Annotated in this window: 26 protein-coding genes; 16 read left to right on the top strand and 10 right to left on the bottom strand. The window is 72.1% G+C overall.

All coding sequences use genetic code 11. The features are described 5' to 3' along the window. Positions 1 to 334: 334 nt before the first annotated feature. Entirely contained in the window at positions 335 to 1,252 is a 918-nt protein-coding gene (locus FXF60_RS15500) for a hypothetical protein (RefSeq protein WP_202879667.1), read from the top strand. 55 nt (positions 1,253 to 1,307) lie between these two features. Here the strand turns inward: FXF60_RS15500 and FXF60_RS15495 are convergent, their stop codons facing one another. Then, complete coding sequence (locus FXF60_RS15495; RefSeq protein WP_302849037.1) at positions 1,308 to 1,931, bottom strand: TetR/AcrR family transcriptional regulator; 624 nt, start codon at positions 1,929 to 1,931, stop codon at positions 1,308 to 1,310. Positions 1,932 to 2,015: 84 nt separating this feature from the next. Here FXF60_RS15495 and FXF60_RS15490 point away from each other — a divergent pair, with 84 nt between their 5' ends. The 4 genes from FXF60_RS15490 (at position 2,016) to FXF60_RS15475 (ending at position 4,402) form a co-directional block, all read left to right on the top strand. After that, a complete protein-coding gene (locus tag FXF60_RS15490) occupies positions 2,016 to 2,582 on the top strand; it encodes a dihydrofolate reductase family protein (protein ID WP_151526877.1) in 567 nt (188 codons plus the stop codon). 10 nt (positions 2,583 to 2,592) lie between these two features. Next, positions 2,593 to 3,177, top strand: a complete 585-nt coding sequence (locus FXF60_RS15485) for a dihydrofolate reductase family protein (RefSeq protein WP_151526876.1) — start codon at positions 2,593 to 2,595, stop codon at positions 3,175 to 3,177. 81 nt (positions 3,178 to 3,258) lie between these two features. Then, on the top strand, positions 3,259 to 3,657 hold the full coding sequence (locus FXF60_RS15480; RefSeq protein ID WP_151526875.1) for a nuclear transport factor 2 family protein: 399 nt from the start codon (positions 3,259 to 3,261) through the stop codon (positions 3,655 to 3,657). A 163-nt stretch (positions 3,658 to 3,820) separates the two neighbouring features. Beyond that, complete coding sequence (locus FXF60_RS15475; RefSeq protein WP_151526874.1) at positions 3,821 to 4,402, top strand: dihydrofolate reductase family protein; 582 nt, start codon at positions 3,821 to 3,823, stop codon at positions 4,400 to 4,402. Positions 4,403 to 5,031: 629 nt separating this feature from the next. Here the strand turns inward: FXF60_RS15475 and FXF60_RS15470 are convergent. Further along, positions 5,032 to 6,021: an NAD-dependent epimerase/dehydratase family protein gene (locus tag FXF60_RS15470; RefSeq protein ID WP_151526873.1), complete on the bottom strand. Its 990-nt coding sequence runs from the start codon at positions 6,019 to 6,021 to the stop codon at positions 5,032 to 5,034. Between the two features lie 45 nt (positions 6,022 to 6,066). Beyond that, entirely contained in the window at positions 6,067 to 6,474 is a 408-nt protein-coding gene (locus FXF60_RS15465; protein WP_151526872.1) for a VOC family protein, read from the bottom strand. 80 nt (positions 6,475 to 6,554) lie between these two features. On the opposite strand from FXF60_RS15465, the gene FXF60_RS15460 reads away from it, so the two are divergent. Both FXF60_RS15460 and FXF60_RS15455 read left to right on the top strand, forming a co-directional pair. Continuing rightward, positions 6,555 to 7,040 (top strand): HVO_A0114 family putative DNA-binding protein, encoded by a 486-nt coding sequence (locus FXF60_RS15460; protein WP_151526871.1) that lies wholly within the window; start codon positions 6,555 to 6,557, stop codon positions 7,038 to 7,040. Positions 7,041 to 7,110: 70 nt separating this feature from the next. Next, positions 7,111 to 8,463 (top strand): MFS transporter, encoded by a 1,353-nt coding sequence (locus FXF60_RS15455; RefSeq protein ID WP_238335889.1) that lies wholly within the window; start codon positions 7,111 to 7,113, stop codon positions 8,461 to 8,463. Between the two features lie 143 nt (positions 8,464 to 8,606). Here FXF60_RS15455 and FXF60_RS15450 read toward each other — a convergent pair whose 3' ends face one another. After that, entirely contained in the window at positions 8,607 to 9,623 is a 1,017-nt protein-coding gene (locus FXF60_RS15450; RefSeq protein WP_151526869.1) for an LLM class flavin-dependent oxidoreductase, read from the bottom strand. A 50-nt stretch (positions 9,624 to 9,673) separates the two neighbouring features. On the opposite strand from FXF60_RS15450, the gene FXF60_RS15445 reads away from it, so the two are divergent. Next, positions 9,674 to 10,093 (top strand): VOC family protein, encoded by a 420-nt coding sequence (locus FXF60_RS15445; protein ID WP_151526868.1) that lies wholly within the window; start codon positions 9,674 to 9,676, stop codon positions 10,091 to 10,093. 135 nt (positions 10,094 to 10,228) lie between these two features. On the opposite strand, the gene FXF60_RS15440 is transcribed toward FXF60_RS15445, so the two are convergent. Beyond that, positions 10,229 to 10,834, bottom strand: a complete 606-nt coding sequence (locus FXF60_RS15440) for a rhomboid family intramembrane serine protease (RefSeq protein WP_151526867.1) — start codon at positions 10,832 to 10,834, stop codon at positions 10,229 to 10,231. 53 nt (positions 10,835 to 10,887) lie between these two features. Here FXF60_RS15440 and FXF60_RS16605 point away from each other — a divergent pair, with 53 nt between their 5' ends. From FXF60_RS16605 to FXF60_RS15425, 3 genes are read left to right on the top strand one after another with little or no spacing between them, the layout of a single operon-like run. Continuing rightward, positions 10,888 to 11,511, top strand: coding sequence for a TetR/AcrR family transcriptional regulator (locus FXF60_RS16605; RefSeq protein ID WP_192796775.1), 624 nt, complete (start codon positions 10,888 to 10,890; stop codon positions 11,509 to 11,511). Next, positions 11,508 to 12,428: an ABC transporter ATP-binding protein gene (locus FXF60_RS15430; protein ID WP_151526866.1), complete on the top strand. Its 921-nt coding sequence runs from the start codon at positions 11,508 to 11,510 to the stop codon at positions 12,426 to 12,428. The genes FXF60_RS16605 and FXF60_RS15430 overlap by 4 nt, the downstream gene beginning before the upstream one ends. Next, positions 12,425 to 14,035, top strand: a complete 1,611-nt coding sequence (locus FXF60_RS15425; protein ID WP_151526865.1) for an ABC transporter permease — start codon at positions 12,425 to 12,427, stop codon at positions 14,033 to 14,035. Before FXF60_RS15430 ends, FXF60_RS15425 begins: the two co-directional genes overlap by 4 nt. 3 nt (positions 14,036 to 14,038) lie before the next feature. Here FXF60_RS15425 and FXF60_RS15420 read toward each other — a convergent pair whose 3' ends face one another. Together FXF60_RS15420 and FXF60_RS15415 are read right to left on the bottom strand one after the other, a co-directional pair. Beyond that, positions 14,039 to 15,043: an aldose epimerase family protein gene (locus tag FXF60_RS15420; RefSeq protein ID WP_151526864.1), complete on the bottom strand. Its 1,005-nt coding sequence runs from the start codon at positions 15,041 to 15,043 to the stop codon at positions 14,039 to 14,041. 16 nt (positions 15,044 to 15,059) lie between these two features. After that, on the bottom strand, positions 15,060 to 16,190 hold the full coding sequence (locus FXF60_RS15415; RefSeq protein ID WP_151526863.1) for a citrate/2-methylcitrate synthase: 1,131 nt from the start codon (positions 16,188 to 16,190) through the stop codon (positions 15,060 to 15,062). Positions 16,191 to 16,242: 52 nt separating this feature from the next. Between FXF60_RS15415 and FXF60_RS15410 the strand changes: the two genes are divergently transcribed. Beyond that, on the top strand, positions 16,243 to 17,541 hold the full coding sequence (locus FXF60_RS15410; RefSeq protein ID WP_151526862.1) for a citrate/2-methylcitrate synthase: 1,299 nt from the start codon (positions 16,243 to 16,245) through the stop codon (positions 17,539 to 17,541). Here FXF60_RS15410 and FXF60_RS15405 read toward each other — a convergent pair. Next, complete coding sequence (locus tag FXF60_RS15405; RefSeq protein ID WP_151526861.1) at positions 17,499 to 18,737, bottom strand: MFS transporter; 1,239 nt, start codon at positions 18,735 to 18,737, stop codon at positions 17,499 to 17,501. The two genes, FXF60_RS15410 and FXF60_RS15405, sit on opposite strands and share 43 nt — an antisense overlap. Before the next feature lie 219 nt (positions 18,738 to 18,956). On the opposite strand from FXF60_RS15405, the gene FXF60_RS15400 reads away from it, so the two are divergent. From FXF60_RS15400 to FXF60_RS15390, 3 genes are all read left to right on the top strand, one after another. Further along, positions 18,957 to 19,433, top strand: coding sequence for a DUF2087 domain-containing protein (locus tag FXF60_RS15400; protein ID WP_151526860.1), 477 nt, complete (start codon positions 18,957 to 18,959; stop codon positions 19,431 to 19,433). A 251-nt stretch (positions 19,434 to 19,684) separates the two neighbouring features. Then, positions 19,685 to 19,873: a PspC domain-containing protein gene (locus FXF60_RS15395; RefSeq protein ID WP_151526859.1), complete on the top strand. Its 189-nt coding sequence runs from the start codon at positions 19,685 to 19,687 to the stop codon at positions 19,871 to 19,873. A 24-nt stretch (positions 19,874 to 19,897) separates the two neighbouring features. Further along, a complete protein-coding gene (locus FXF60_RS15390; RefSeq protein ID WP_151526858.1) occupies positions 19,898 to 20,293 on the top strand; it encodes a VOC family protein in 396 nt (131 codons plus the stop codon). A 30-nt stretch (positions 20,294 to 20,323) separates the two neighbouring features. Here the strand turns inward: FXF60_RS15390 and FXF60_RS15385 are convergent, their stop codons facing one another. Together FXF60_RS15385 and FXF60_RS15380 are read right to left on the bottom strand one after the other, a co-directional pair. Beyond that, positions 20,324 to 21,034 (bottom strand): M50 family metallopeptidase, encoded by a 711-nt coding sequence (locus FXF60_RS15385; protein ID WP_151526857.1) that lies wholly within the window; start codon positions 21,032 to 21,034, stop codon positions 20,324 to 20,326. Positions 21,035 to 21,052: 18 nt separating this feature from the next. Beyond that, on the bottom strand, positions 21,053 to 22,078 hold the full coding sequence (locus tag FXF60_RS15380) for a sulfotransferase family 2 domain-containing protein (RefSeq protein ID WP_192796774.1): 1,026 nt from the start codon (positions 22,076 to 22,078) through the stop codon (positions 21,053 to 21,055). A 171-nt stretch (positions 22,079 to 22,249) separates the two neighbouring features. Between FXF60_RS15380 and fdhA the strand changes: the two genes are divergently transcribed. After that, positions 22,250 to 23,461: a formaldehyde dehydrogenase, glutathione-independent gene (gene fdhA, locus FXF60_RS15375; protein ID WP_151526855.1), complete on the top strand. Its 1,212-nt coding sequence runs from the start codon at positions 22,250 to 22,252 to the stop codon at positions 23,459 to 23,461. Positions 23,462 to 23,473 lie beyond the last annotated feature (12 nt).

The raw sequence follows: 23,473 nt of genomic DNA, 5'->3' as shown, positions 1-23,473 counted from the left end.
GGCCGCGTCCGCGCCCGACGTACACGCCGGGAACGATCACGGTGACCGCGCTACACCACTATGCGGGACTCAACTGGCCGCCGCGCACGGTGCTCGGTGGACCGGCACCATCGATCCCCCCGGCCGGGCACTGGTAGGCTTGCTTCACCGACCTACCTGATCAGCAGGGGAGTCCGCGCCTGCTTGGCGTGTTCGATTCCGTGGAGGTCGCCGTGTTTCAGATCGTTCCCCCGTCTGCCATCGTTTCGTTGTGGGACATGGTGGGTGGGCCGATGCCGCGGGGTGTGCTGGGCGTCGGTGATCCTGATGTGCACGTCATTGATGGGGTCCGACGATGTTCCTCGGAGGGTTCTCGACGTCCTTCCGCAACCGTCTCTACACCGCGACCCTGACCCCTGGCGCCGACCCGGGGAGCCGTTCCTGGCGGTTTGTCTGTGACGCGCGTGGCCGTGCCCGTGCCCTCACCGTGGACCCGCCTAAGGACGCCTGGGATGCCGAGGGTATGCATACCCCCTCGTTCGTGCCCGCGGCCGACGGCCAGCCTGCCCGCGTCTACTACACCGGGCGAGCGTCGAAGAAGCAGTACGGCCCCGACAGCAGCTACGCGATCGGTGCCCTGGAACTGATCGACGGCGCGTGGGTGCGCCGCGATGAGCCGCTGATCCGAGGGACCGCACCACGGTCCAGTGTTCTCGAACCGCTCGTCGTCCACGACCGCGGTCGGTACGTGATGTGGTTCCAGGCCAATCCCCACGAGATCGGGCCGGGGGAGTACCCGGACTATGAGCTGCGTGTCACCGAGAGCGTGGACGGGGTGTCCTGGTCGGTACCGCGGGTGTTCTCCACGCCGGCGAAGGGGTTCTTCGACAACACCATCGCCCGCACGAGAGATGGGTGGCTGATGGTGCTCGCCCGAGGACCGGACCTGCATGGCACCGGAGGATTCCCGGAGCAGGGCTTGTGGGTGAGCACGACCCGCGAGCTCTCCGCTGATCGTTCCTCATGGTCGGTGCCGCGCCACGTGCTGAACACCGCAGATGCCGGGATGCCTGCATCGCTCGCGCGGGGCGTCTACGGCCCTGGCGTGCTCTATGACGCCGACACCGGCCGCACTGTCGTGTACGTCACCGGGGTCCGCGAGGCTCCATCATGGCCGCGTTTCATCGCGCAGCGGCTCTTGCGGGGGAGGCGGCCCGTGGTCCCGTCGCCGTTCTATCTTTCCGTCTCCGCAGGCGTGCTCATCAGCTCCTGAGGACCTGTCCGGTGGCGACCGTTTCGAGCCTAGGGCCGACAAGCCTGTCCCCGGGTCATGTATCTGACGTGGGTCTTGCGAGTGGGTTCTTGGCGGTGGCGACGAGGCCGGCTAGGAGGAGGTCCAGTCCGTGGGCGAAGGATGCGTTGGCGGAGGGGGTGGGTTGGGCATCGTGTTCGGCGGCGATGGCGGCCAGGGTCCACCGGGCCATGGTGTCGTAGGTCGTAGAAGCCACGGTCGGGTCGAGCCCGCAACGGATAAGCGCCGCGATGTCGGCGGCGGTGCGTTGGTGGCGGTCGTCGACGCTGTCGTGTCCGCGGCCGCCAACTCGATCCAGCATGACCCGGGCGAGCCCTGGGTGGGCCAGGTAGTAGTCGCGCAGCGCGAGGGAGCCGGGGCGGGCCAGTGCGACGTACTCCTCGATGGTGGTGACCGAGTCCAGGCAGATCTGGGTGTCCCCGGAGTCGGCCGGTACCCGGCGCGCGACCAGGTCGAGCAGCTCCTCGCGCCCTGCGACGTGGTGGTAGAGCGCCGGTGCGCTCACGTCCAACCGGGCCGCCAGCGCCCGCATGGTCATCGAGTCGACTCCAGCCTCGCGGATCATCGCCAGTGCGGTGTCCGCGATGGACTCTGGCGTGATTTTGACGCGCGGATCGCCGGGGGGTCTGGGTTGGACCACGAGGACCTTTCTCTTGACTCCTGCTCTAACAGCGTTAGGGTAGCAGGTGAACAACGTTCACTCAGCAGTGAGGAGAGTTTGAGTATGCGACAGCTGATCGTGACCCAGAACATCACCTTGGACGGGTCGATCGAGATGCTCGAGGGCACCGATTGGTTCTCGCCCGAGGCGGAGCAGGACCAGGACGACCTGATCGAGGAGATGGCCCGGCAGGACGCGACGAACGATGCGGTGCTCTTCGGCCGGCGGACGTTCGAGGACATGCGCGGCTACTGGCCGCAGCAGACCGACGACCGGACCGGGGTCACCGACACCCTGAACAGGGTGACGAAGTACGTCGTGAGCTCCACGATGACCGACCCGGGCTGGGACCGGTCGGTCGTGCTCTCCGGCGACCCGGTCGAGCAGGTCCGGGCGTTGAAGCGGACCGAGGGCCAGGACATCGTCTGCACCGGCAGCATCAGCCTGGTCCACGCCCTCATCCCCGCAGGCGTGGTCGATGAGTACCGACTGTTCGTCTACCCGGTCGTGCAGGGCGCCGGACGTCGCCTCTTCCCCGACGGCTACCAGGTCCCACGACTGGAGCTCCTCGAGGCGAAGACGTTCCGGTCCGGGATCGTGCTCATGCGGCACCGACCGGTCACCGACTGAGGCCGCGAGCATGACCAGGATCATCGCGCAGCAGTGGGTCTCGCTCGACGGGTTCGCCAGCGGGACCGACGGCGAGGACGCACTCTTCGCGCACGTGGCCCCCGGGGCCGACGAACGCAGCCAGCGGTACAACGTCGAGTTGCGCCCGAGCATCCAGCACGTGCTGCTGGGCCGGAGGACCTACGAGTCGTTCGTCAGCTACTGGCCGACATCTACCGAGACGATCGCCGACACGGTGAACACCGTGCCGAAAGTGGTCGCATCACGGTCCCTGAACCAGGCGCCCTGGGCTGACGGGGAACCGGCGACGGTGGTGACTGATGCCGTCGAACACGTCCGCCAAGCCCGCCACCACGGGCCTGGTGACATCGTGATCTGGGGATCACTGGCCCTGATGAACCAGCTCGCCGCTGCCGGCGAGCTGGACGAGCTCGATCTCTTCGTGCTCCCAGTGGTCCTCGGGACCGGCGTCGCGCTGCTGACCGAACCCCTCTCGCTGTCACAGACGCTGAGCGAAGACTGGGGCACCCTCACCCACGTTCGCTACGACATCCATTCCGTCGGAGGCCAACCTGAGCGGAATGTCGATTCGTGAAGACAGTTCAGTGAGCAGAGTCGACCACGACCCGGCAGGCAACAGGAGACCAGCAGCCCCACGGAAGGGACTAAGCAGGAGATGAGGCACAAGGATCGGGTACGCGGCATCTTCGATGCCTTGGCCAGCGGCGACCACCGGCCGCTTCTCGAGGCCATGGCTGAGGATGTGAGGTGGCGATGGATGGGCGTCGATCGGTGGTCCAAGACCTTCGAGGGCAAGCAAGCTGTGATCGAAGACCTGTTCAGCGGTGTGGCGGACACGCTGGACGACAGCGGCACCACCCGGGTGCACCACATCTACGCCGACGGAGACCACGTGGTGGTCGAGCACACCGGCAGCAGCGCAACACCCGACGGCCGCAGATACGACAACAACTACTGCTGGGTGCTCGACTTCACAGACGGCCAGATCCACGAGATCCGCGAGTACATGGACACCCACCTGGTCACCGAGACCTTCGCCGACGACCCTTCCTGACGCCCGCTCATGTGAGATTGGTGACCTGCAGGCGTCACGCCGCAACCGGAATCGTCACGCGCAGCGTGACCGGCGCGGCACGTGCGAGCGCGGCGAGATGAGTCTTGATCACTGGTCCGGTCTGAGCGTCGACCGGCGATAACCGAAGCGAAGGAGTTGCTGGATGAGCGCCACCTACACCTGGGATGTCTTCTCCACCCTCGACGGATACGGGGGCTACGCCGAGGGGGCAAACTGGGGCGGCTACTGGAGCAAGCAGGGCCCCGAACTGCTCGAACACCGCGCCTCACTGTTCGACCCCGAGCCCCGAATGATCTTCGGAGCCAACTTCTTCCGCGAGAACGCCGCGATCATGACCGCACTGGATGACCCGAACGCACTCGATGAGTGGAACCTCCGCACGTGGCGCGCCCCAGCAACTGTCATCTCCTCCACCCTGCAGAGCACCCTGGGCTGGCCTGAAGCCACTATCGAGCGTGGCGACGCCGTCGCCGTGGTGCGGCATCTCAAGGCGACCTCGGACCGCCCGCTACGGTCGCAAGCCAGCTTGGCCCTGAACTGGTCGCTCATGGCCGCAGGTCTCGTGGACCGGATCCAGCTGACGGTCTTCCCTGTGATCTCGGCCAAGACGGGCGCCTTCCCCGTCTTCCGAGGAGCGGGAGACTTCGACCTCGAGCTGCTGGAGAGCCGGACCCTGGACGGGAACACGCAAGAGTTGGTCTACCGACCGACGTCGCGTCGATAGTTGACCAGCGCTCAACCCTCTACATGTACGAGCGGTCCCACAAGCCAAACCACGAACGGCGACACCGCGGGCTGGTGTGGTGGCAAGAGTTCAAGCCAACCTGGCGCGTCTCACTGGACCCGTCCGCACATACTCACCGGGACAGGGACCTCCTACGGCACAGGTCAACGTGACTCGGTCCCTACAGGGTGGACTGGCGGCGGCACATCTGCGCATCGAGGTGCACGGTCGACGCCACACACAGTGCTGCTCGTGATCACAGGGTCGGATCAGACGGTCCGGGTAGCCGACGGCGACCCAGCCGATCGGGAGAGCGGCGTCGGGCTTGAGATGGGGGCCGCCGTCGGTCGCCACCCATAACGGAGCGTTTCGAACGCTAAGGCGTGCTGGCGACTCTGGTCCAGTAACGACACATTTCGAGCCAGCTGGGGCGCCCGCGTACCGTCCATCTCCAGCGCGAGCTGGCGTGACTCGATAGACGGACTCAGAACGCGATTGGCCCGGAAGCCATCAAAGAGAGGACTTTCGTGTCGCCACCACGGGCGACGCCCGGTGGGGTGTGGGGTGACCACAGGCGACGCCCGGTGGTGTGTGGGGTGACCACAGGCGACGCCCGGTGGGGTGTGGGGTCAGCCGGCGTCGAGCGCGGCGCGGATCTCCCGCTCCTCGTCGTCCGTGAGGCCGGCCCGCCGCGGGGTATGCCGGGTCTCCTCCCAGGCGAGCGTGTCGGCCAGCGTGGTCGCGAGCGGCCGCAGCCGCAGGCCCGAGCCCACGGCCCGGGAGATGTTCAGCGCCGCGAACTCCCGCAGGTCCGGGTCGTCGATCCACAGCGGCAGCGACCGCGGGCCCATCCACGGCGCGACGCCCAGCTCGGCCAGGGTCTGCGGCGCGACCGGCCGGGCCGGCACGCTCGCGCCGGCCGCGTCCGCGGCGGCCGCCAGCACGTCGGTCAGCGACACCACCTCGCCGGTGACGTTGTATGCCCCCTCCAACCGCTGCTCGGCCGCGTCCACCAGCCAGCCAGCGAGGTCCCGCACGTCGATGAAGGCGACCGGGAAGTCGGGGTCGTCCGGCACGATCACGTCCGAGCCGCTGGGGTGCGCGAACCGCCAGGGCCAGTAGCCGACGCGCCCCGACTCGTCGCCCGGGCCGGCGATCAACCCCGCGCGGGCCAGGGTCGCGGTGCCCCCGGTCGCCGCCATGCCGTCGGCCGCGGCCTGCTCGCAGGCGACCTTGGCCGGTCCGTAGTCCTCCATCGACTCCATCACCTCGCCGGCCAGCGGCTCGAGCAACGGGTCGGTCTCGACCGGCCGGAGGCCCGGCGCGGGGGCATACACGTTGGCGGTGGAGACGAAAACCCAGTGCGGGGTGCGCAGCTCGGCGACCGCACGACGCACCTGCCCCGGCTGCCGGGTCACGTCGAGCACCGCGTCCCAGTCCTGGCCGCGCACCTCGGCCAGCGCGTCCGGCTCGTCCCGGTCGGCGCGCACGAAGGTGACGCCGTCCGGGGGAGGCGCGCTGCCCCGGGCGAGGCAGGTGACGTCGTGGCCACGACCCATGGCCTCGATGGCGACGGCACGGCCGAGAAAGGCGGTGCCGCCGAGCAGCAGGAGTCTCATGGCTCAGGTCTACCAGCCGCCCAGCCCCTTGCGGCCGGTGCCCGGTCAGTCGTCCCGCTGGATGACCGAGTGGACGTTGCCGGCCGGGTCGGTGAACCACGCGATCAGCGGCCCACCGCCGGTCATCACCCCCAGCTCGTCGTGCGGCATACCGTCGTAGCGCAGGAAGCTCAGCCCTCGCTCGGTCAGCTCCCGGACCGTGGCATGCACGTCGTCGCTCGGGAAGTTGAGCACGGTGTAGCTGGCGGGGGCGTGCGCCGGGCCCTTGGGATAGACCAGCACGGAGCGGGCACCCAGCCGGAGCTGCAGCAGGTCCATCGCCCCGTAGGTGCGGTCGACGGGTATGCCGAGGGTGTCGCGGTAGAAGGCCTCGGCGGCGTCGAGGTCGTCGACGGAGAAGCCGTTGAAGGCGTCCTCCAGCCCGAAGAGGGAGGGGACCAGGTCGGTGCTCATGCCTCAGTCTGATTCACGGGACCGACGCACCTCATCGCCATGCGACCGCGGATTTCCAACAGTGCTGTTATATTAGCGCTGTGACATCGACCGACCCGACCCGCACCAGCCACTTCAAGCAGCTCTTCGACGTCCTCGCCGACATCGACGCGGCGATCACCGAGGTCTACCGCGCCCGCGGCGAGGGCGAGGTCAGGTCGCGCTTCATCCTCCCGCTGGTGCGGCTGGCGCACGTGGGACCCATGACCATCACCGCGCTCGCCGGCGAGCTGGACCGCACCCACTCGGCGCTGTCGCAGACCGTCGCCCAGATGCGCCAGGCGGGCCTGGTCGGCAGCGAGCCGGGCGAGGACGGCCGCACCCGGGTCGTCACCCTGACCGACCGCGGCCGGGCGCTCGTCCCGCTGGCCGAGGCGGAGTGGCGGGCGACCGAGGCGGCGATCGCCGAGCTGGACGCCGAGCTGCCGTATGCCGCGACCCAGGTCGCCGCGGACATGGCCGCAGCACTGGGTCGCCGGTCGTTCGCCGAGCGGCTGGAGGAGCACCTCGGGAGGGACGGAGCGTGACGGCTCGGACAACCACGACCGACGCTCGGTCAGGACCAGGGCAACCAGGAGCGACGCCCGGTGGGGTGAGGTGAGCGGGCCTCGGGCCGGCAGCGCCCTGATCGATCTCACGCCGCTGCGGCACAGCCGTCCCTACCGCCGCCTCTGGGTCGGCGGTGCGCTGTCCGGGCTGGGGCACCAGGTCGCCGTCGTGGCGGTGCTCTTCCAGGTCTGGGAGATGACGCGGAACCCCTTCTGGGTCGCCTCGATCGGGGTCGCGCAGGCGGTCCCGATGATCGTCATGGGACTGGTCGGCGGTCCGGTCGCCGACGTCCTGGACCGGCGCCGCGTCGCCCTCGGGGCCACCCTCGGGCAGGCCGCCGCGGCGCTCGTGCTCGGCGCGCAGCTCGCGGTGGGGCTCTACCCGCTGCCGCTCCTGCTCGCCGTGCTCAGCCTGCAGACCGCCTGCAGCGCGCTCGGTGCCCCGGCGCGACGCACCTTCATCGTCCGCCTCATGCCCCGTACCCTCGTGCCAGCGGCGATCGCGCTGCACATGATCAGCTTCCAGGTGGCCATGATGGCCGGCCCGGCCGTGGGCGGTCTGCTGCTGGGCGTCGCCTCACCCGCCCTGTGCTACCTGGTCAACGCCGTCGCGCTCGTCGTCAGCGCGTGGACCGTGTGGACCCTGCCGGCGATGCCACCGCAGCGGCCCACGCCACCGCCCGGGAGCGGGGACGTGGACGGCGCGGCGCCGGCGCGCGGCCCCGCCGAGGCCGAGCAGGCATACCCCGTCCCGCGGTCCGCGAGGCTGCGACGCCGCGTCCGCACTGCGCTGGTCCTGCTGGGTGAGGGCGTGGGGCAGGTGCGTCGCGACCCGGTGCTGCGCGGGTCGTTCCTCCTCGACCTGGCGGCGACGCTGCTCGCCTTCCCGGTGGCGCTCTTCCCGATGGTCAACCAGTCCCTCTTCGGCGGCGACCCGCGCACCCTCGGCCTCTTCCTCACCTGCATCGCCATCGGTGGGGTCACCGCCGGGCTGGGATCCGGCCTGGTCACCCGTCGGCGCCGCCTCGGCGTGGTCCAGCTGCTCGCGGTCGGGGTCTGGGGCCTGGCCCTGCTCGGCTTCGGCGTCGCCTCGCTCACCGGCGTGGCGTGGGCAGCGCTGGGCGCCCTCGTCGTGGCGGGAGCTGCCGACACGGTGTCGGTCACCTCACGGGCCGCGATGGTGCAGCTGGCCACGTCGGACAGCCACCTGGGGCGGGTGTCGGCGGTCGAGCACGTCATCGGCGTCGCCGGGCCGGACGTCGGCAACGCCCGCGCGGGCCTCGTCGCCGGGCTCACCACGCCGGCCTGGTCCGCGCTGCTCGGCTCGCTCGCCTGCCTGGCCGCGGGGGCCTGGGTCGCGCTCACGCACCGCGAGGTCGGCGAGTTCCGCGTCGCCGAGTGACCTGCCCCTCGATTTCGACTACTGGAATCGTCGCCATGGCGCGAAAAAGCACGGTCGAAAATCGAGGTTCGGCCCGATTTCGACTATGGGAAACGTCGCCATGGCGCGAGAAGGCAAGGTCGAATTCGACGGTCGGGACCTCCTCAGCGCCAGCCGAGCTCGGCGGCCACCTCCAGCACGCCCTCGATCACGTGCGCGCAGTAGTCGACGCCGAGCTGGTTCGGGACCGTCAGCAGCAGCGTGTCCGCCGCGGCGACGGCCTCGTCGGCGGCCAGCTGACGCGCGAGCTCGTCCGGCTCGGCGGCATACGTCTTGCCGAAGGTCGCGCGCACGCCGTCGATGATCCCGACCTGGTCGGAGCTGCGCCGCTCGAGCCCGAAGTATGCGTGGTCCTGGGCGGTCCGCAGCGGGAAGACGCTGCGGCTCACCGACACCCGGGGCGTCCGGTCGTGACCGGCGGCGGTCCACGCGTCGCGGAAGACCTGGATCTGCTCGGCCTGCAGCTGGTGGAAGGGGACGCCGGTGTCCTCGGTGAGCAGGGTCGAGCTCATGAGGTTCATCCCCTCACCGGCCGCCCACTCGGCGGTCGCGCGGGTGCCGGCACCCCACCAGATCCGCTCGCGCAGGCCCTCGCTGTGCGGCTCCAGGCGCAGCAGCCCGGGCGGGTTGGGGAACATCGGGCGGGGGCTCGGCTCGGCGAACCCCTCGCCCGAGAGCGCCTTGAGGAAGCGGGCGGTATGCCGTCGCGCCATGTCCGCGTCGCTCTCACCGTCCGCAGGGTCGTGACCGAAGTGCCGGTAACCCTCGACGACCTGCTCCGGGCTGCCGCGGCTGATGCCCAGCTGGAGGCGACCACCGGCGATGAGGTCGGCGGCCCCGGCGTCCTCCACCATGTAGAGCGGGTTCTCGTAGCGCATGTCGATCACGCCGGTGCCGATCTCGATCCGCTGCGTCCGCGCGCCAACGGCGGCGAGCAGCGGGAAGGGCGAGGCCAGCTGGCGGGCGAAGTGGTGCACCCGGAAGTAGGCGCCGTCGGCGCCGAGGTCCTCGGCCGCGGCGGCCAGGTCGATCGACTGCAGCAGGACGTCCGAGGCGGACTGCGTCGCGGACTGGGGGTGCGGCGTCCAGTGGCCGAAGGAGAGAAAGCCGATGCGCTTCATACCCTGGTCAACGCCTGGTGGGGCGCGGCATTCCTCGCTAGCGTCGAGTCATGATCACGGCGGTGCACACCCTCATCTACAGCGACGACCCGACCGCGACCCGCGCCTTCCTCAAGGACGTCCTGCGGTGGCCGTTCGTGGCCGAGCCGGGCAGCGGGGACGAGGGGAGGCGCAGCGGCGGCGACTCCGGGTCGCAGGACCCGGCGGACTGGCTGATCTTCGCGACCGGGCCGAGCGAGCTGGGCGTGCATCCCACCTCCTCGCCGGGCTACAACGGGTCACGCCATCACGAGATCGCGCTGGTCTGCGACGACATCGAGGCCACCATGGCCGAGCTGACCCAGCGCGGGGCGATCTTCACCTCCGGCCCGACGGACATGGGCTTCGGGCTCGCCGCGATGGTGCAGGTCCCGGGCGCCGACGACATCCTGATCTACGAGGCGCGGCACGTCACGGCCTGGGACGCCTGACCCACCGGCCGGTCGGCGCAGACCGTGCGGCCGGTCGACGCAGACCGTGCGGCCGGTCGACGCAGACCGTGCGGCCGGTCGACGCAGACCGTGCGGCCGGTCGGTGCAAACCGTGCGGCCGGTCGGGTCGCCGGATCAGCGCCGGGCGGGTGCCGTGTCGCGGTCGCGGTCGCGCCGCCCCAGCCAGAACGCCAGCGCCACACCGGCGGCCGCCCCGAAAAGGTGCGCCTGCCAGGACACGCCCTCGCGCACCGGCAGCACGCCCCACAGCATGGAGCCGTAGACGACGATGACGAGCAGGCCGAGCAGCGCCTGCCCCACCCGCCGGGCGACGAAGCCGTAGGCGGCGAGGAACGCGGCATACCCGTAGACGACGCCGCTGGCGCCGATGTGGACCGTGTTCGGGCCACCGAGCAGCCACACGCCCAGCCCGCCGAGCAGGACCACGCCGCCGGTGACCAGCCACAGGTGCCGTGTGGTCAGGGCGAGCAGTGAGCCGAGCACGAGCAGCGTCACGGTGTTGGCCATCAGGTGGCCGAAGCCCAGGTGCAGGAACGGGCTGAGCACGATGCCGGCCAGGTGCCCCGGGTCCCGCGGCCGGATGCCGAACTGGTCCAGCGGCAGCGGCAGCAGCAGGTCGACGATCTCGGTCACCCACATCACGGCGACGAGCACCAGCACGGGTATGACGCGGTTCGCCCAGGCGGGGACGTCGACCCTGCGGGTGGCTGGCTGGCTCATGCCCCCAGTCTCGCACCTTGCGTGCGATTGAACGATCGTTTAAGGTATTGAACATGCGTTCAGACCTCACCACGAAGGCGCGGATCCGCGACGCCTCCCTGCGGCTCTTCGCCGACGAGGGTTTCGAGGCCGCGACGGTCCGCCGCATCGCCGCGGCGGCCGAGGTCTCACCCGGCCTGGTCGTGCACCACTACGGCTCCAAGGACGGGTTGCGGGCCGCCTGCGACGAGCACATCCTCGGCCTGTTCGACGGGCTGCTCGGTGAGGCCCAGGTCGCCGACCAGGAGCTCGCGGCGGCCCTCGGCGAGGAGCCGACGCAGAAGTTCGGGTCCTTCGCCGAGCTCTTCCCCGGGGACTCCCCGGTGCTGCCCTACCTGCGCCGCATGCTGCTCACCGACGACGAGCGGGCGCGGGCCATCCTCCGCGGCTGGTACGACCTCACCCTCGGCCTGCTGCTGCGGTGGCGGGACGCCGGGGTCCTCGACCCGGGGCCGGACCCGCAGGTCCGCGCCGCCGCCCTGCTCGCGATGGACCTCGGCGGGGTCCTGCTGCGCGGACCGCTGAGCGACATGCTCGGCTTCGACCCGCTGGCCCCGGAGGGGATCGACCGCTGGGGCACCGACATGTACTCCCTCTTCGCCCTCATGCTCACCCCCGACGCGAAAGGCACGCCATGAGCGACCACCTCATCGAGATCGACGGTCTGCGCAAGACCTTCGGCCGCACCACCGCGCTGGACGGGCTGGACCTCGTCGTCGACCGCGGCGAGGTGCACGGCTTCCTCGGCCCGAACGGCGCCGGCAAGTCCACCACCATCCGCATCCTGCTCGGCCTGATGCGGGCCGACGGCGGCTCCGCCCGGCTCTTCGGCGGTGACCCGTGGGCGGACGCCGTGGAGCTGCACTCCAGGCTCGCCTACGTGCCGGGGGACGTGACGCTGTGGCCCGGGCTCACCGGCGGTCAGTGCATCGACATCCTGGCCCGCGCGCACGGGCAGATCGACGAGTCGAGGCGGGCCGAGCTGATCGACCGCTTCGACCTCGACCCCAGCAAGCGCTCGCGCGACTACTCCAAGGGCAACCGGCAGAAGGTCTCCCTCGTCGCCGCGCTCGCCACCGACTCCGAGCTGCTCGTGCTGGACGAGCCGACCTCGGGCCTGGACCCGCTGATGGAGGAGGTCTTCCAGCAGGTCGTCGGTGAGCGCCGGGAGCAGGGCACGACCGTGCTGCTCTCCAGCCACATCCTCGGCGAGGTCGAGGCGCTGGCCGACCGGGTCTCGATCATCCGCGCCGGCCGCACGGTCACGACCGGCACGCTGACGGACCTGCGACGGCATACCCACTCCACGGTGCGCGCGGTCACCGACCAGCGGCCCGCCCTGGAGGGTATGCCCGGGGTCAGCGACGTCGAGACCGGCACCGACGACGAGGGCCGGCACGAGGTCCACGCGTCGGCCGAGCCGGACGCGGTCGGCCGGCTGGTGGGTGTGCTGCACGACGCCGGCATCCACACCCTCACCGTGACGCCGCCGAGCCTGGACGACCTCTTCCTGCAGGCCTACGCGGGCGACGAGACCCTGGTCGGTGCGCGATGAGCGCGGTCCACGGCGTCGGCACCATGACCGGGATCGCCTGGCGCACCGGGTGGAAGGGGCTGGTCGCCTGGGTGGTGGCGCTGATCGGCGTCATGGTCCTCACCGGGTCCTCCATCGCGGCGCTCTACGACACCCCGGAGAAGGTCGCAGGCTATGCCGCGAGCCTCGGCGGCGACGCCATCGCCGTCCTCAACGGCCGGATCGCCGGGCTGGACACCCTGGGTGGCGTCTTCGCCAACGAGTTCGGCTTCGTCATGTCCTTCGGGGTGCCGGTCATGGCGATCGCGCTGACCGCCAGGCACACCCGCCGGGACGAGGAGACCGGCCGGCTGGAGCTGCTGCTCGCGGCCCGGGTCGGTCGGTATGCCCCGCTCGTGGCCGCGGCCCTGCTCGCCAGCGCGGCGGTGGTCCTGGCCGGGCTCGGCATCGGCGCGGCGATGGTCGCCTTCGACGCCGACGCCACCGGCTCGGTCCGCTACGGCCTCGGGGTCGCCGGCCTCGGTCTCGTCTTCGTGGGCCTCACCGCGGTGGCGGCGCAGGTCGTCGAGCACAACCGCGCCGTGTGGGGGATCGGCCTGGCGCTGGCCGTCGCGTCCTACCTGGTGCGCGGGGTCGGGGCGCTGCAGGAGAGCGCCCTGGTCTGGGCCAGCCCGCACGGCTGGGTGGACGAGCTGCGCACCTTCGGCGACGACGCCCGGTGGTGGCCGCTGGCGCTGCCCCTGGCGGCGTGGGCGCTGCTGCTGGTCCTCGCCTTCTGGCTGCGCGGCCGTCGGGACGTCGGCAGCGCCCTGGTGCAGCCGCGGCGGGCCACGCCCCGGGCCTCGCGGGCCCTGCGGACCCCGGTCGGCCTGGCCTGGCACCAGCAGCGCGGCGCGGTGATCGGCTGGGCGGTCGGCGGCGCCGCACTCATGGCGGTCTTCGGCTCGCTGGCCCAGGAGATCGTCGACGCGGTGCTGGACAACCCCGCCCTGGGCGGTTTCCTCGGTGCCGGTGGGGGCTCGGAGGAGCAGGCCGCCGAGCTGGTGCTCTCACCGGTGATGTCGACCTTCCTGATGATGCTCGCGATGCTGGTGACGGCCTATGTCGTCATGGCGGTCGGCGGGCTGCGCCGGGAGGAGGAGAGTGCCCGGATGGAGGTCGAGCTGTCCTCCCGCCGGTCCCGGGGCGGCTGGATGGCCACCCACCTGGCGATCGTCGTCGTCGGTGCCGCGGTCATCGGAGCCGTCGGCGCCCTCGCGCTGGGCGGGACCGCCGCCGCCTCGCTGGAGGACGACTCGTGGGTGGGTGAGCTGCTCGCCGGGGCCGCGGCATACGCCCCGACGGCGGTGATCTTCCTCGGCCTGGTCGTGGCGCTCTTCGGCTGGCTGCCGCGGGGCTTCGGCCTCGCCTGGGCGGTCTTCGCGGTGGCCGCGCTGCTGGCCTACCTCGGCCCCGGGCTGGGGCTGCCGGACGCGCTGCTGGACGCCTCGCCCTACCTGGCCGTGGGGCAGGACGTCGTCGGCGAGGGTGCCTCCGCGTCCGGTGCGGTCGTGCTGACCGTGGTCGGTGCGGCGCTGGTGGCGGCCGGCTTCGTCGGCCTGCGCCGCCGGGACGTCCCCGTCCGCTGACCGTCAGATCGGGTCGGAGGTGCCCACTCGCCAGACGGTCCACGACCGGAAGGTCTCGCCGGGGCGCAGCACCGGCGAGGGGAAGCCCGGCTGGTTGATCGCGTCGGGCGGGCCCTGGGTCTCCAGGGCCACGCCCGCCTCGCGGTGGTATGCCGACCCCGAGATCCCCGTGATCGTCCCGTCGAAGTGGTCGCCGGTGTAGACCTGCACCCCGGGCCGGTCGCTCCAGACCTCCAGCCGGCGCCCCGAGCCGCCCACGAGGGTCGCGTGCCGGCGCATACCCTCACCGCGCACCACGAAGTGGTGGTCGATGCCGCCGGCGATCCGCACCTGCTCGTCCGCCGCGGAGAGCGGCGCCGCGAGGGGCGTCGGCTGGCGGAGGTCGAAGGCGGTGCCTGCGACCTCGCGCACCTCGCCGGTCGGGATCTGGTCCGGGCGGGTGGGGATGAAGGTGTCGGCCTCGACCTGCAGCCGGTGCTCCCGGATGGTGCCCGAGGACTCGCCGTCCAGGTTGAAGTAGGCGTGGTGGGTGAGGTTGAGCGGGGTCGGGGCGGTCGTGGTGGCGGAGTAGTCGAGCCTCACCTCGCCGGGGCTGAGCCGGTAGCGCACCTGCACCCGCACCTCACCGGGGAAGCCCTGGTCGCCGGCGGGCGAGACCAGACCCCAGGTCACGTGGTCCGCCGCGGCGTCGACGAGCTCCCACTCCCGCAGGTCGAAGCCCTCCACGCCGCCGTGCAGCGCGTTGCCGCGTTCGTCGACCGACACCTGGTGGGTCGCGCCGTCCAGCTCGAACCGCCCGCGGTCGATCCGGTTGCCGACCCGCCCGATGACGGCTCCCAGGTATCCCCCGTGCCGGTAGGAACGACGGTCCGCGTGACCCAGGACGACGTCGGTCCAGCCGCCCTCGCTGTCCTCGAGCCGGAGCCCCGCCACCGCCGCCCCCGTCGAGATCGTCGTCAGCCGGATGCCGTCGGCGCAGAGCGTGCGGGACGGGGGAGCGGGGGTCACCGCAGCAGACTAGTGCTCAGGGCAGCGGTGCCGGCGCCGGCGGGCCGACATACTCCGCCGAGGGCCGGATGATCCTTGGGTCGGCGCTCTGCTCCAGGATGTGGGCGCCCCAGCCGACGACCCGGGCCACCGCGAAGGTCGGGGTGAACATCTCCCGCGGGATGCCGCACTGCTCCATGACGACACCGGCGTAGAACTCGACGTTGGTGTGCAGCTCCCGGCCCGGCTTCAGCTCGGCCAGCGCGGCGACGACCTCGCGCTCCACGGCCACCGCCAGCTCCGCCAGCGGTCCGCCGAGCCGCTCGGCGTGGTCACGCATGAGGACGGCCCGGGGGTCGGTGGTGCGGTAGACCGCGTGCCCGAAGCCCATGATCCGCTCGCCGGCGGCGACCCGCTCACGCACCCATCCCCGGGCCCGGTCCGGGGTCCCGATCTCGTCGAGGGAGTCCAGCGCCCGGTCGGGGGCACCGCCGTGCAGCGGCCCGGCGAAGGTGCCGAGGGCGCCGCAGACCGCCGAGGCCACGTCGGCGCCGGCCGAGGTGACCACGCGCGCGGTGAAGGTGGAGGCGCTGAAGCCGTGGTCGATCGTGCTGATGAGGTATGCCGTGACCGCCGCGGTGTGCTCCGGCGCCGGCTCCTCGCCGGTGAGCATCCACAGCCAGCTGCCGGCGGCACCCAGCTCGGGGCGCGGCGGCAGCGGCGTCTCGCCGCGCCGGAGCCGGTGGATGGCCGCCTGCAGCACGGGCGTCAGGGCGATGAGCCGGACGACGCCCGCGCGCACCTGCTCCGGCTCGGCGCCGTAGCTCGCGGGGAAGTCCTCGAGCGAGCCCAGCATCGAGATCGCGGTGCGCAGCCGGGCCAGGGAGGCGCGGTCCGCACCGGACCGGGCGATGGCGAGCAGGACCTCGAGCAGCTCGTGCGGCATGGTCGACGCGGCGGCCAGCTCGGCGGCGAAGGCGTCCGCCTCGGCTGCTGACGGCAGGTGGCCCCCGACCATGAGGTGGGCGACGTCCTCGAAGGTGCGGTGCCGGGCCAGGTCGACGGCGGAGTACTCCCGGAAGTGGTAGAAGCCGTCCTGCCCCTTCACGTCGCCGGTCCGGGTCTGCGCGACGACGAGGCCCTTGAGTCCTGCTGGTGCCGTGGTCATGGGCCGAGGGTGCCGCTAGAGTTGATCGTGTGTCAACGTTGATCACGTCAACATGAGGGGCGAGCTGACGACCCAGCAGGTCGCCGACTACCTGGGTGTCAAGGTCCAGACGGTGTATGCCTACGTCAGCCGGGGCGTGCTGGCGCCCCGCCGCCGAGTGCCGGGGACCGGGAGCCTCTTCGACGTCGCCGAGGTGCAGGCGCTGTCCGGTGCGGGTGGCCGGTCGCGACACTCGCGACGCTCGCGCGACCCCTCGACCAGCGACGACGTCCGCACCCAGATCACCGAGATCGGTCCGGGGAGCCTGGCCTACCGCGGGCGCGACATCCGGGACCTCGTGGGCGCCGGCGCTGCGACGGGGCAGGGTGGTGCGACGGTGCCGGTCGACGACGGAGTGCCGAGCGGGGAGGCGTGGACCTTCGAGGAGGTCCGCGACCTGCTCACCGGCATACCCCTCGACCGACCGCACGGTCTGCGTCGACCGACCGCACGGTCTGCGTCGACCGACCGCACGGTCTGCGTCGACCCCGCCGCGGACAGCGCCCTGCGCGACCTCGTCGCGGCGCTGCCCGCGAGCACCACCGCGCTGGACCGGTTCAAGCACGCCGTGCTCGTGGCCGGGGCGGCGGACATGGGGCGGCACGACCGCCGCCCCGGGGCCGTCGCGCTCGCCGGAGCCCGGGCGGCCGACGCGATGGTGTCCTCGCTCACCGGTGTGCCACCGGACACCTCCGTTGCGGCCGGTCTCGCGGCATACCTCGACCTGCCAACCGACCTCGTCGACCTGGTGCTCGTCCTCCTCGCCGACCACGACCTCGCGGTGTCCACGACAGCGGTGCGGGTGGCGGTCTCGGCGGGCAGCGACCTGTCCTCGGCCCTGCTCGCCGGCCTCGCCGCCGCGGACAGCCCGCTGCACGTCGGCGCCTCCGCCCTGGCTATCGACTGGCTCCGTGGCGCGCTGCGCGACCCGGGCGCGGCGCTGGACGCGGCGCTCGTCGCCGACCGGCCGCCACCCGGCTTCGGTCACGTGGTCTACACCGAGCAGGACCCGCGTGCGCAGCTGCTGCTGGCCCGGCTGGAGTGCGACGAGGCGACGCGCGGCGCGCTGGAGCTGCTGGAGGAGGAGCTGGCCGTCCGGCGCGGCTGGGTGCTCAACGTCGACACCGCCTTGGCGTTGATGATGCACCTGCACGACCTGCCGCGGGATGCCGGGTCGGTGCTCTTCGCCTGCGGCCGCACCGCAGGGTGGACGGCGCACGCCGTCGAGGAGCTCGCCGAGCCAGGTATGCGTTTCCGCCTGCGGGGCGTCTACACCGGGCGACGTGGGGCGGGGGCCGGGGCCGCGTCCTGAGGGAGCAGCCGGTGCAGCCGCACCATGGCGAGCGAGCCGAGCAGCGGGCCGACCGCGAGCAGCCCCACGGCCAGCCGCCAGCTGGTGGCCTCCGCGACCAGCGGCAGCCCCTGGATGGTGACCATGGTGAGGAGGAAGCCGAGGGCGGTCTGCAGGGTGAGCGCGGTGCCGACGTAGCGCCGGTCCACCACGGTGCCGAGGCAGGCGGAGAACATCGCGGAGTCGGCGATGACGGACGCCCCCCAGACCATGAGCAACGGCACGAGCAGCCACAGCGGTCCGCCGAAGGCGAGCGCGGCGCCGAGGCAGCACAGCCCGCTGACGACCATCGCCGCCGCCGCGGCCCGGGCGCGCCCGATCCGGTCACCCACCCACCCGGCGACCACGCAGCCGAGCAGCCCGCACACCCCGAAGGCGACGAAGACGACCAGCCCGACCGTGGCGCTCTGCGCCTCCTGGCCCCGGGCCGCCAGCGAGGCGACGAGGAAGGCCGGTGCCCAGGCCCAGACGGCATACAGCTCCCACATGTGGCCGAGGTAGCCGAGGTTGGCCAGCCGCGGGGCCGGCTGCCGCCACAGCTCGACCAGCACGCCGGGGCGGAAGCCCTCCGAGCGATCCAGGAGCGGGCCGACCCGCAGCCAGGGGTGCAGCAGGGACGCGACCGCCGCGAGGCCGGCCGTGATCAGCAGCGCCGGCCGCCAGGACTGCGCCAGGGCACCCGAGACGAGCTGGGGGAAGATGCTGCCCAGCGCGAGCGAGCCGACCATCAGGCTGACGGCCAGGCCGCGGCGCACCGCGAACCAGCTGACGAGGACCTTCATCCCGACGGGGTAGACCAGGGCGAGCGCGACCCCGGTGACGACCCGCAGCACCACGGCGGTGACCGGTCCGTCCGCGAGGGTGGCGGTGGCCGTCGTCGCCGCGGCCGCCAGCGCGGCCCCGATCCCGATCAGTCGTGGTGGGTGGACGCGGTCCGGCAGGTTGGTCGCGGCCGACGCGAGCGCGCCGAGCACGAAGCCGAGCTGGACCCCGACCGTGAGCAGGGCCTCGGCCGCCGGGCCGATCGACCACTCGCGGCGCAGGGCCGGCGCGGCCGCCGTCGCGGAGAACCACGTGGTCAGCGCCAGGACGCTGATGACGCAGACCAGCGCGAGCTGGCCGGTGGCCCGACGTCCGTCGGGTGGCGCCTCGGTCACCGCTCGACAGTAGAGCACCGCGGCGACGGACGCAGAGGCGCCGGCAGGGGCCTGACCGCGATATCGTGCACGTGGTGTCGCCCTGACACCGAGCCGGACCCGCGCCCAGCCCGCAGGTCACCCACGGCGAAGGGGAGCAGATCCTCCGGGGCCGGCGCAACGGCATACCTCACCGAGGTCGGCCGCGGCTGGGGCGTGACCGACCGGACAGCAGTGAGCATGACGACCGACGCCGACCTCAAGGCCCGGGTGCGTGAGCGGATGGCCCGCACCGGGGAGAACTACACCGCCGCCCGTGCGGCACTCCTCACGGAGCCACCCCGCCGCGCCCTCGTGGTCGAGACCGACCTCGTCGCGGACAAGGCGGTGCGCTCCTTCTTCGACGGCGACCGGCTGCGCTCGATCCCGACGCGGCGTCGGGCGCGGGCCGCCGTGCTGATGGAGCTGCTCACCCGCTTCGAGCGCGGGCGGGAGTATGCCGAGCGCGAGGTCAACGAGATCCTCGCCACCGCGCACGAGGACGTCGCGTCCCTACGGCGCGAGCTGGTCGACTACCGCTGGGTGCGCCGCGCCGACGGGATCTACCGGGTCGTGGACGAGGTGCCGGAGCGGCACGCCCAGGAGGCCCAGGAGGTGCCGTCGGACGAGGTCGCGCGGCTGGCGCGGGTGCCCCGGGCGCGGCATACCCCCGGCTGACCCCACCCGAGCCCACCCCCGCCCCCACCCCGAACCCGCCCCACCCCATCCCCCACCCCCGCCCCGAACCCCCACCCCAGCCGGGAGTGACCACGGGATAGCACAACCTTCATCGGCGAACTTCCCGATGAGGGTTGTGCTATCCCGACGTTGGTCCTGAGGGGGGCAGAGGGCGGACGGGGGGTAGCCCCACCCGGGCCGGGTGGCGGACCCGATGGTGATGCCCCGCCGCCGCGCCTAGCGTGGAGGACATGACTGCTGCACCAGCCCTCGTCCGCCCCCGCCAGGACCGCGTCATCGCCGGAGTCTGCGCCGGCCTCGCCCGCCGCTTCGGCATGAGCGCCAGCCTCGTGCGCCTGCTCTTCGTGCTGTCCGTGCTGCTCCCCGGGCCGCAGGTGATCGCCTACATCGTGCTCTGGATCATCATGCCGTCCGACTAGGGCGGCGAGGCTAGCCTCGGGCGGGTGAGCAACCCGGTCCACCACATCGAGCTCTGGACGCACGACCTCGCGCAGGTCGAGCCCTCCTTCGACTGGCTGCTGCCCCGCCTCGGCTGGGCCGCCGACCACGACCCCGCCTGGCCGCAGGGCCGGGTGTGGCTGCACCCGAGCGGGGCCTACGTCACGCTCGAGCAGTCCCCGGCCGTGACGGCACCGCACGACCGGATGCGCGCCGGCCTCAACCACCTCGCCCTCCGCATCGACCACCGGTCCGACCTGGACGGCATACGCGCCCAGGCGGGCGAGCACGGCTGGTCCGAGCTGTTCGCCGAGGCCTACCCGCACGCCGGCGGGCCCGGGCACACCGCCCTCTTCCTGGAGAACGTCCAGGGCTTCGAGGTGGAGATCGTCGTCGCCTGAGCCGGTGCGCGAGGACCGCGGGACGTCAGGTCACCCGAGGGGCAGCAGCTCACGCGCGCCGACGACGAGCGCGCCGACGCACACCAGCCACAGCACCCCGACCCACACCACGGGCGGCACCCCCGTCAGCCGGGCCAGCTGGTCGACGTCGCTGCCGCGCTCGCACCGCCGGCGACGTTGCCGCTGCAGCTCGACGACCGCACGCGGCGCCGCCAGGAGGAGCGCCCAGACGACGAGGTATGCCGTGGCGCTCAGGACCGGTGGCGTGGCGGCCCACGACAGGGCCGCCACGGCGACGCCGGTCACCAGGACGACCCAGAGGCCGTAGAGGTTGCGGATGAGCAGCAGCATGAGCGCGCACACGAGGACCAGGGACCACAGCAGCGCGGCGGCATAGCCCTGCCCGAGCAGCAGCGCCCCGCCGAGGCCGACGAGGGCGGGCGCCGGATATCCCGCGAGCACCGTGGCCACCATGCCCGGGCCGCGCGGGCGGCCGCGGGACACCGTGACCCCCGAGGTGTCCGAGTGCAGCCGGATCCCGCTCAGGCGACGCCCGACCAGCGCGGCCACTGCGGCGTGCCCCGCCTCGTGCACGAGGGTGATGAGGTGGCGGACCAGCCGGTAGCCCGCAGGACTCCACGTGATGACGAGCACGACGACGGCGAGGAGCAGGCTGACCTGCCAGGACAGCGCGGGCTGGGTGGTGGTGAGCCGGTCCCAGACGAGGTCGAGCGGGGGCACGACGGCAGCGTGCCAGGCTTACCTGGACAGACGCCGGACCGCCCGACGGGCGAGGGACCGCGCGGCGCCGGCCACCCTGCGTCGGGTCCTCGTCGCCGGCACGCTCACGGGCGCCTTCGCCGACGCCGGGGCGGCGCCCTCGAGCTCCTTGACCCGTTGGGCCAGCTTGGCGCGCTCGCGCCGGGCCGAGGTCGCCATCTTCGCGAGGTCCCCGATCCGCTCGCCGCGCTCGACCAGGCGGGAGATCTCGACCAGCTCCGAGTCGGGGTAGCTCTCGCGCTGGTCCATGCCCGAGGGGTTGTCCGGGTCGAAGCCGAAGCGCTCCATGTCGTCGGCGTAGTAACGGTTGATCCGCTCCAGCACCGCGGGGGAGAGGACGGACCGGGTGGGCCGCAGCGGCGTCTCGTTGCTGTGCGGCATCTCCGGGAGCTCGCTCACCCCGAGCGGCCGCAGGTGCTCCGCGAGGTCGGTCAGCAGCTGCCCCATCTCGGACGTCTGGTAGATCCGGTCGTACGGCGTGGTGCCCAGGCGCAGCAGGTCGGTCTGCCGCATGAAGTGCCGGTCCCTGAGGATGGGCTGCTCCTCGGGGCTGTCCAGGACCTCGCTGAACCGGGCGAAGTCCTCCTCGACGTCGCTGCTCGTGCTCGGGATGCGCGGCCACTGGGCGTCGGGATACCTCCGCACGAAGCGCGGCTCGTGCAGCAGCATCTTGGACTGCCAGCCGGACCAGAACCTGGACGCGGGGTGGCGCACCACCCCGAAGACGAACCACCCGTTGTCGGGGGTGATCTCGGCGAGCTGGTCCTCGTCGAGCTGGTGCAGCATCGGGGTGTGCTGCCACCTCGAGCGCCGGTGCACCGTCATCGAGCGGCCGGTCTCCTCGCTCAGGGTCGTGTAGAACCTCGCACGCGACTCCCCCTGGAGGTCGGCGACCAGCCACTTCAGGCTGGTGCAGGCCGCCTTCGGCACCGAGACGTAGACCAGCTTCTTGTCCGGGAGGACATAGGTGGCGGTCTTGTGCGGGGGAAGCTCGTGGCGTCTCACCCGCGTGAAAGTACCACCCGGCAGCGGTTGCGCCGACCCTCCAGCGGGGAGAGGGTGAACAGGTGCGCGGCGCAGGCCGCGCGAGGACGGTGAGGTCCGGCGGCCTGCGGTGCCACCCAGGGCCCCGGCCGACCCCCGGGGCCACGACCGCACGAAGGAGCGCGAGACGTCATGGCCAGCAACAGAGTCGTTGTCTACAAGGGTCCGGGAGAGGTGGCGGTCGAGTCCGTCGACTACCCCGGCCTGGAGATCCCGCAGGAGGTGGCGGACCACTTCGGCATCGCCCGGAAGGCGCCGCACGCGGCGATCCTCAAGCTCGTGACCACCAACATCTGCGGCTCCGACCAGCACATGGTCCGGGGCCGCACCACCGCGCCGGTCGGGCAGTCGCTCGGCCACGAGATCACCGGGGAGGTGGTGGAGACCGGCGAGGACGTCCTCTTCGTGAACAAGGGCGACATCTGCTCGGTGCCGTTCAACATCGCCTGCGGCCGGTGCCGGATGTGCAACGAGGGACACACCGGGGTATGCCTGAACGTCAACCCGGCGCGGGCCGGCGCCGCCTACGGCTACGTCGACATGGGCGGCTGGGTCGGTGGTCAGGCGGAGTACGTCATGATCCCCTACGCCGACTTCAACCTGCTGAAGTTCCCCGACCGGGACCAGGCGCTGGAGAAGATCCTGGACCTGACCATGCTGTCCGACATCTTCCCGACCGGCTACCACGGCGCCTACACGGCCGGCGTCACCACCGGGTCGACGGTGTATGTCGCGGGCGCGGGCCCGGTCGGCCTGGCCGCGGCCCACGCCGCGCAGCTGCTCGGTGCCGCCGTGGTGATGGTCGGCGACATGAACGCCGACCGCCTGGGGCAGGCGGAGAGCTTCGGCTGCGTCGGGATCGACCTCACCGCCGAGGGCGACCTGGTCGACAAGATCGAGGCGGTCGTGGGCGAGCGCGAGGTCGACGCCGCCGTCGACGCGGTCGGCTTCGAGGCGCGGGGCCACGGCCAGGGCGCGGACGAGGCGCCCGCCACCGTGCTCAACGACGCGATGACGATCACCCGCGCGGCAGGAGGCATCGGCATACCCGGCCTCTATGTCACCGGAGACCCCGGTGCCGTGGACGACGCCGCCAAGGAGGGCACGCTCGGCGTCCGTCTGGGGCTCGGCTGGGCCAAGTCCCAGCACTTCACCACCGGCCAGTGCCCGGTGAAGCGCTACAACCGCAAGCTGATGAACATGATCCTGCACGACCGTGCCCAGATCGCGAAGGCGGTCAACGCGCAGACGATCAGCCTGGACGACGCTCCGCGCGGCTACCAGGAGTTCGACCAGGGAGCGGCGACGAAGTTCGTCATCGACCCGCACGGCATGGTCGCCTGACCACCCCCGTCG

Origin of the sequence: Serinicoccus kebangsaanensis, assembly GCF_008919445.1 — a bacterium.
Classification (GTDB): domain Bacteria; phylum Actinomycetota; class Actinomycetes; order Actinomycetales; family Dermatophilaceae; genus Ornithinicoccus; species Ornithinicoccus kebangsaanensis.
This window is presented reverse-complemented; position numbering and strand designations above follow the sequence as displayed.

Coding starts and splice junctions, on each gene's coding strand:
- FXF60_RS15465 (WP_151526872.1), bottom strand. CDS start 6,474: ATGAGCACCGACCTGGTCCCCTCCCTCTTCGGGCTGGAGGACGCCTTC.
- FXF60_RS15490 (WP_151526877.1), top strand. CDS start 2,016: ATGCGACAGCTGATCGTGACCCAGAACATCACCTTGGACGGGTCGATC.
- FXF60_RS16605 (WP_192796775.1), top strand. CDS start 10,888: ATGCGTTCAGACCTCACCACGAAGGCGCGGATCCGCGACGCCTCCCTG.
- FXF60_RS15450 (WP_151526869.1), bottom strand. CDS start 9,623: ATGAAGCGCATCGGCTTTCTCTCCTTCGGCCACTGGACGCCGCACCCC.
- FXF60_RS15500 (WP_202879667.1), top strand. CDS start 335: ATGTTCCTCGGAGGGTTCTCGACGTCCTTCCGCAACCGTCTCTACACC.
- FXF60_RS15440 (WP_151526867.1), bottom strand. CDS start 10,834: ATGAGCCAGCCAGCCACCCGCAGGGTCGACGTCCCCGCCTGGGCGAAC.
- FXF60_RS15415 (WP_151526863.1), bottom strand. CDS start 16,190: ATGACCACGGCACCAGCAGGACTCAAGGGCCTCGTCGTCGCGCAGACC.
- FXF60_RS15430 (WP_151526866.1), top strand. CDS start 11,508: ATGAGCGACCACCTCATCGAGATCGACGGTCTGCGCAAGACCTTCGGC.
- FXF60_RS15485 (WP_151526876.1), top strand. CDS start 2,593: ATGACCAGGATCATCGCGCAGCAGTGGGTCTCGCTCGACGGGTTCGCC.
- FXF60_RS15400 (WP_151526860.1), top strand. CDS start 18,957: ATGACGACCGACGCCGACCTCAAGGCCCGGGTGCGTGAGCGGATGGCC.
- FXF60_RS15480 (WP_151526875.1), top strand. CDS start 3,259: ATGAGGCACAAGGATCGGGTACGCGGCATCTTCGATGCCTTGGCCAGC.
- FXF60_RS15470 (WP_151526873.1), bottom strand. CDS start 6,021: ATGAGACTCCTGCTGCTCGGCGGCACCGCCTTTCTCGGCCGTGCCGTC.
- FXF60_RS15475 (WP_151526874.1), top strand. CDS start 3,821: ATGAGCGCCACCTACACCTGGGATGTCTTCTCCACCCTCGACGGATAC.
- FXF60_RS15425 (WP_151526865.1), top strand. CDS start 12,425: ATGAGCGCGGTCCACGGCGTCGGCACCATGACCGGGATCGCCTGGCGC.
- FXF60_RS15395 (WP_151526859.1), top strand. CDS start 19,685: ATGACTGCTGCACCAGCCCTCGTCCGCCCCCGCCAGGACCGCGTCATC.
- FXF60_RS15410 (WP_151526862.1), top strand. CDS start 16,243: ATGAGGGGCGAGCTGACGACCCAGCAGGTCGCCGACTACCTGGGTGTC.
- FXF60_RS15445 (WP_151526868.1), top strand. CDS start 9,674: ATGATCACGGCGGTGCACACCCTCATCTACAGCGACGACCCGACCGCG.
- fdhA (WP_151526855.1), top strand. CDS start 22,250: ATGGCCAGCAACAGAGTCGTTGTCTACAAGGGTCCGGGAGAGGTGGCG.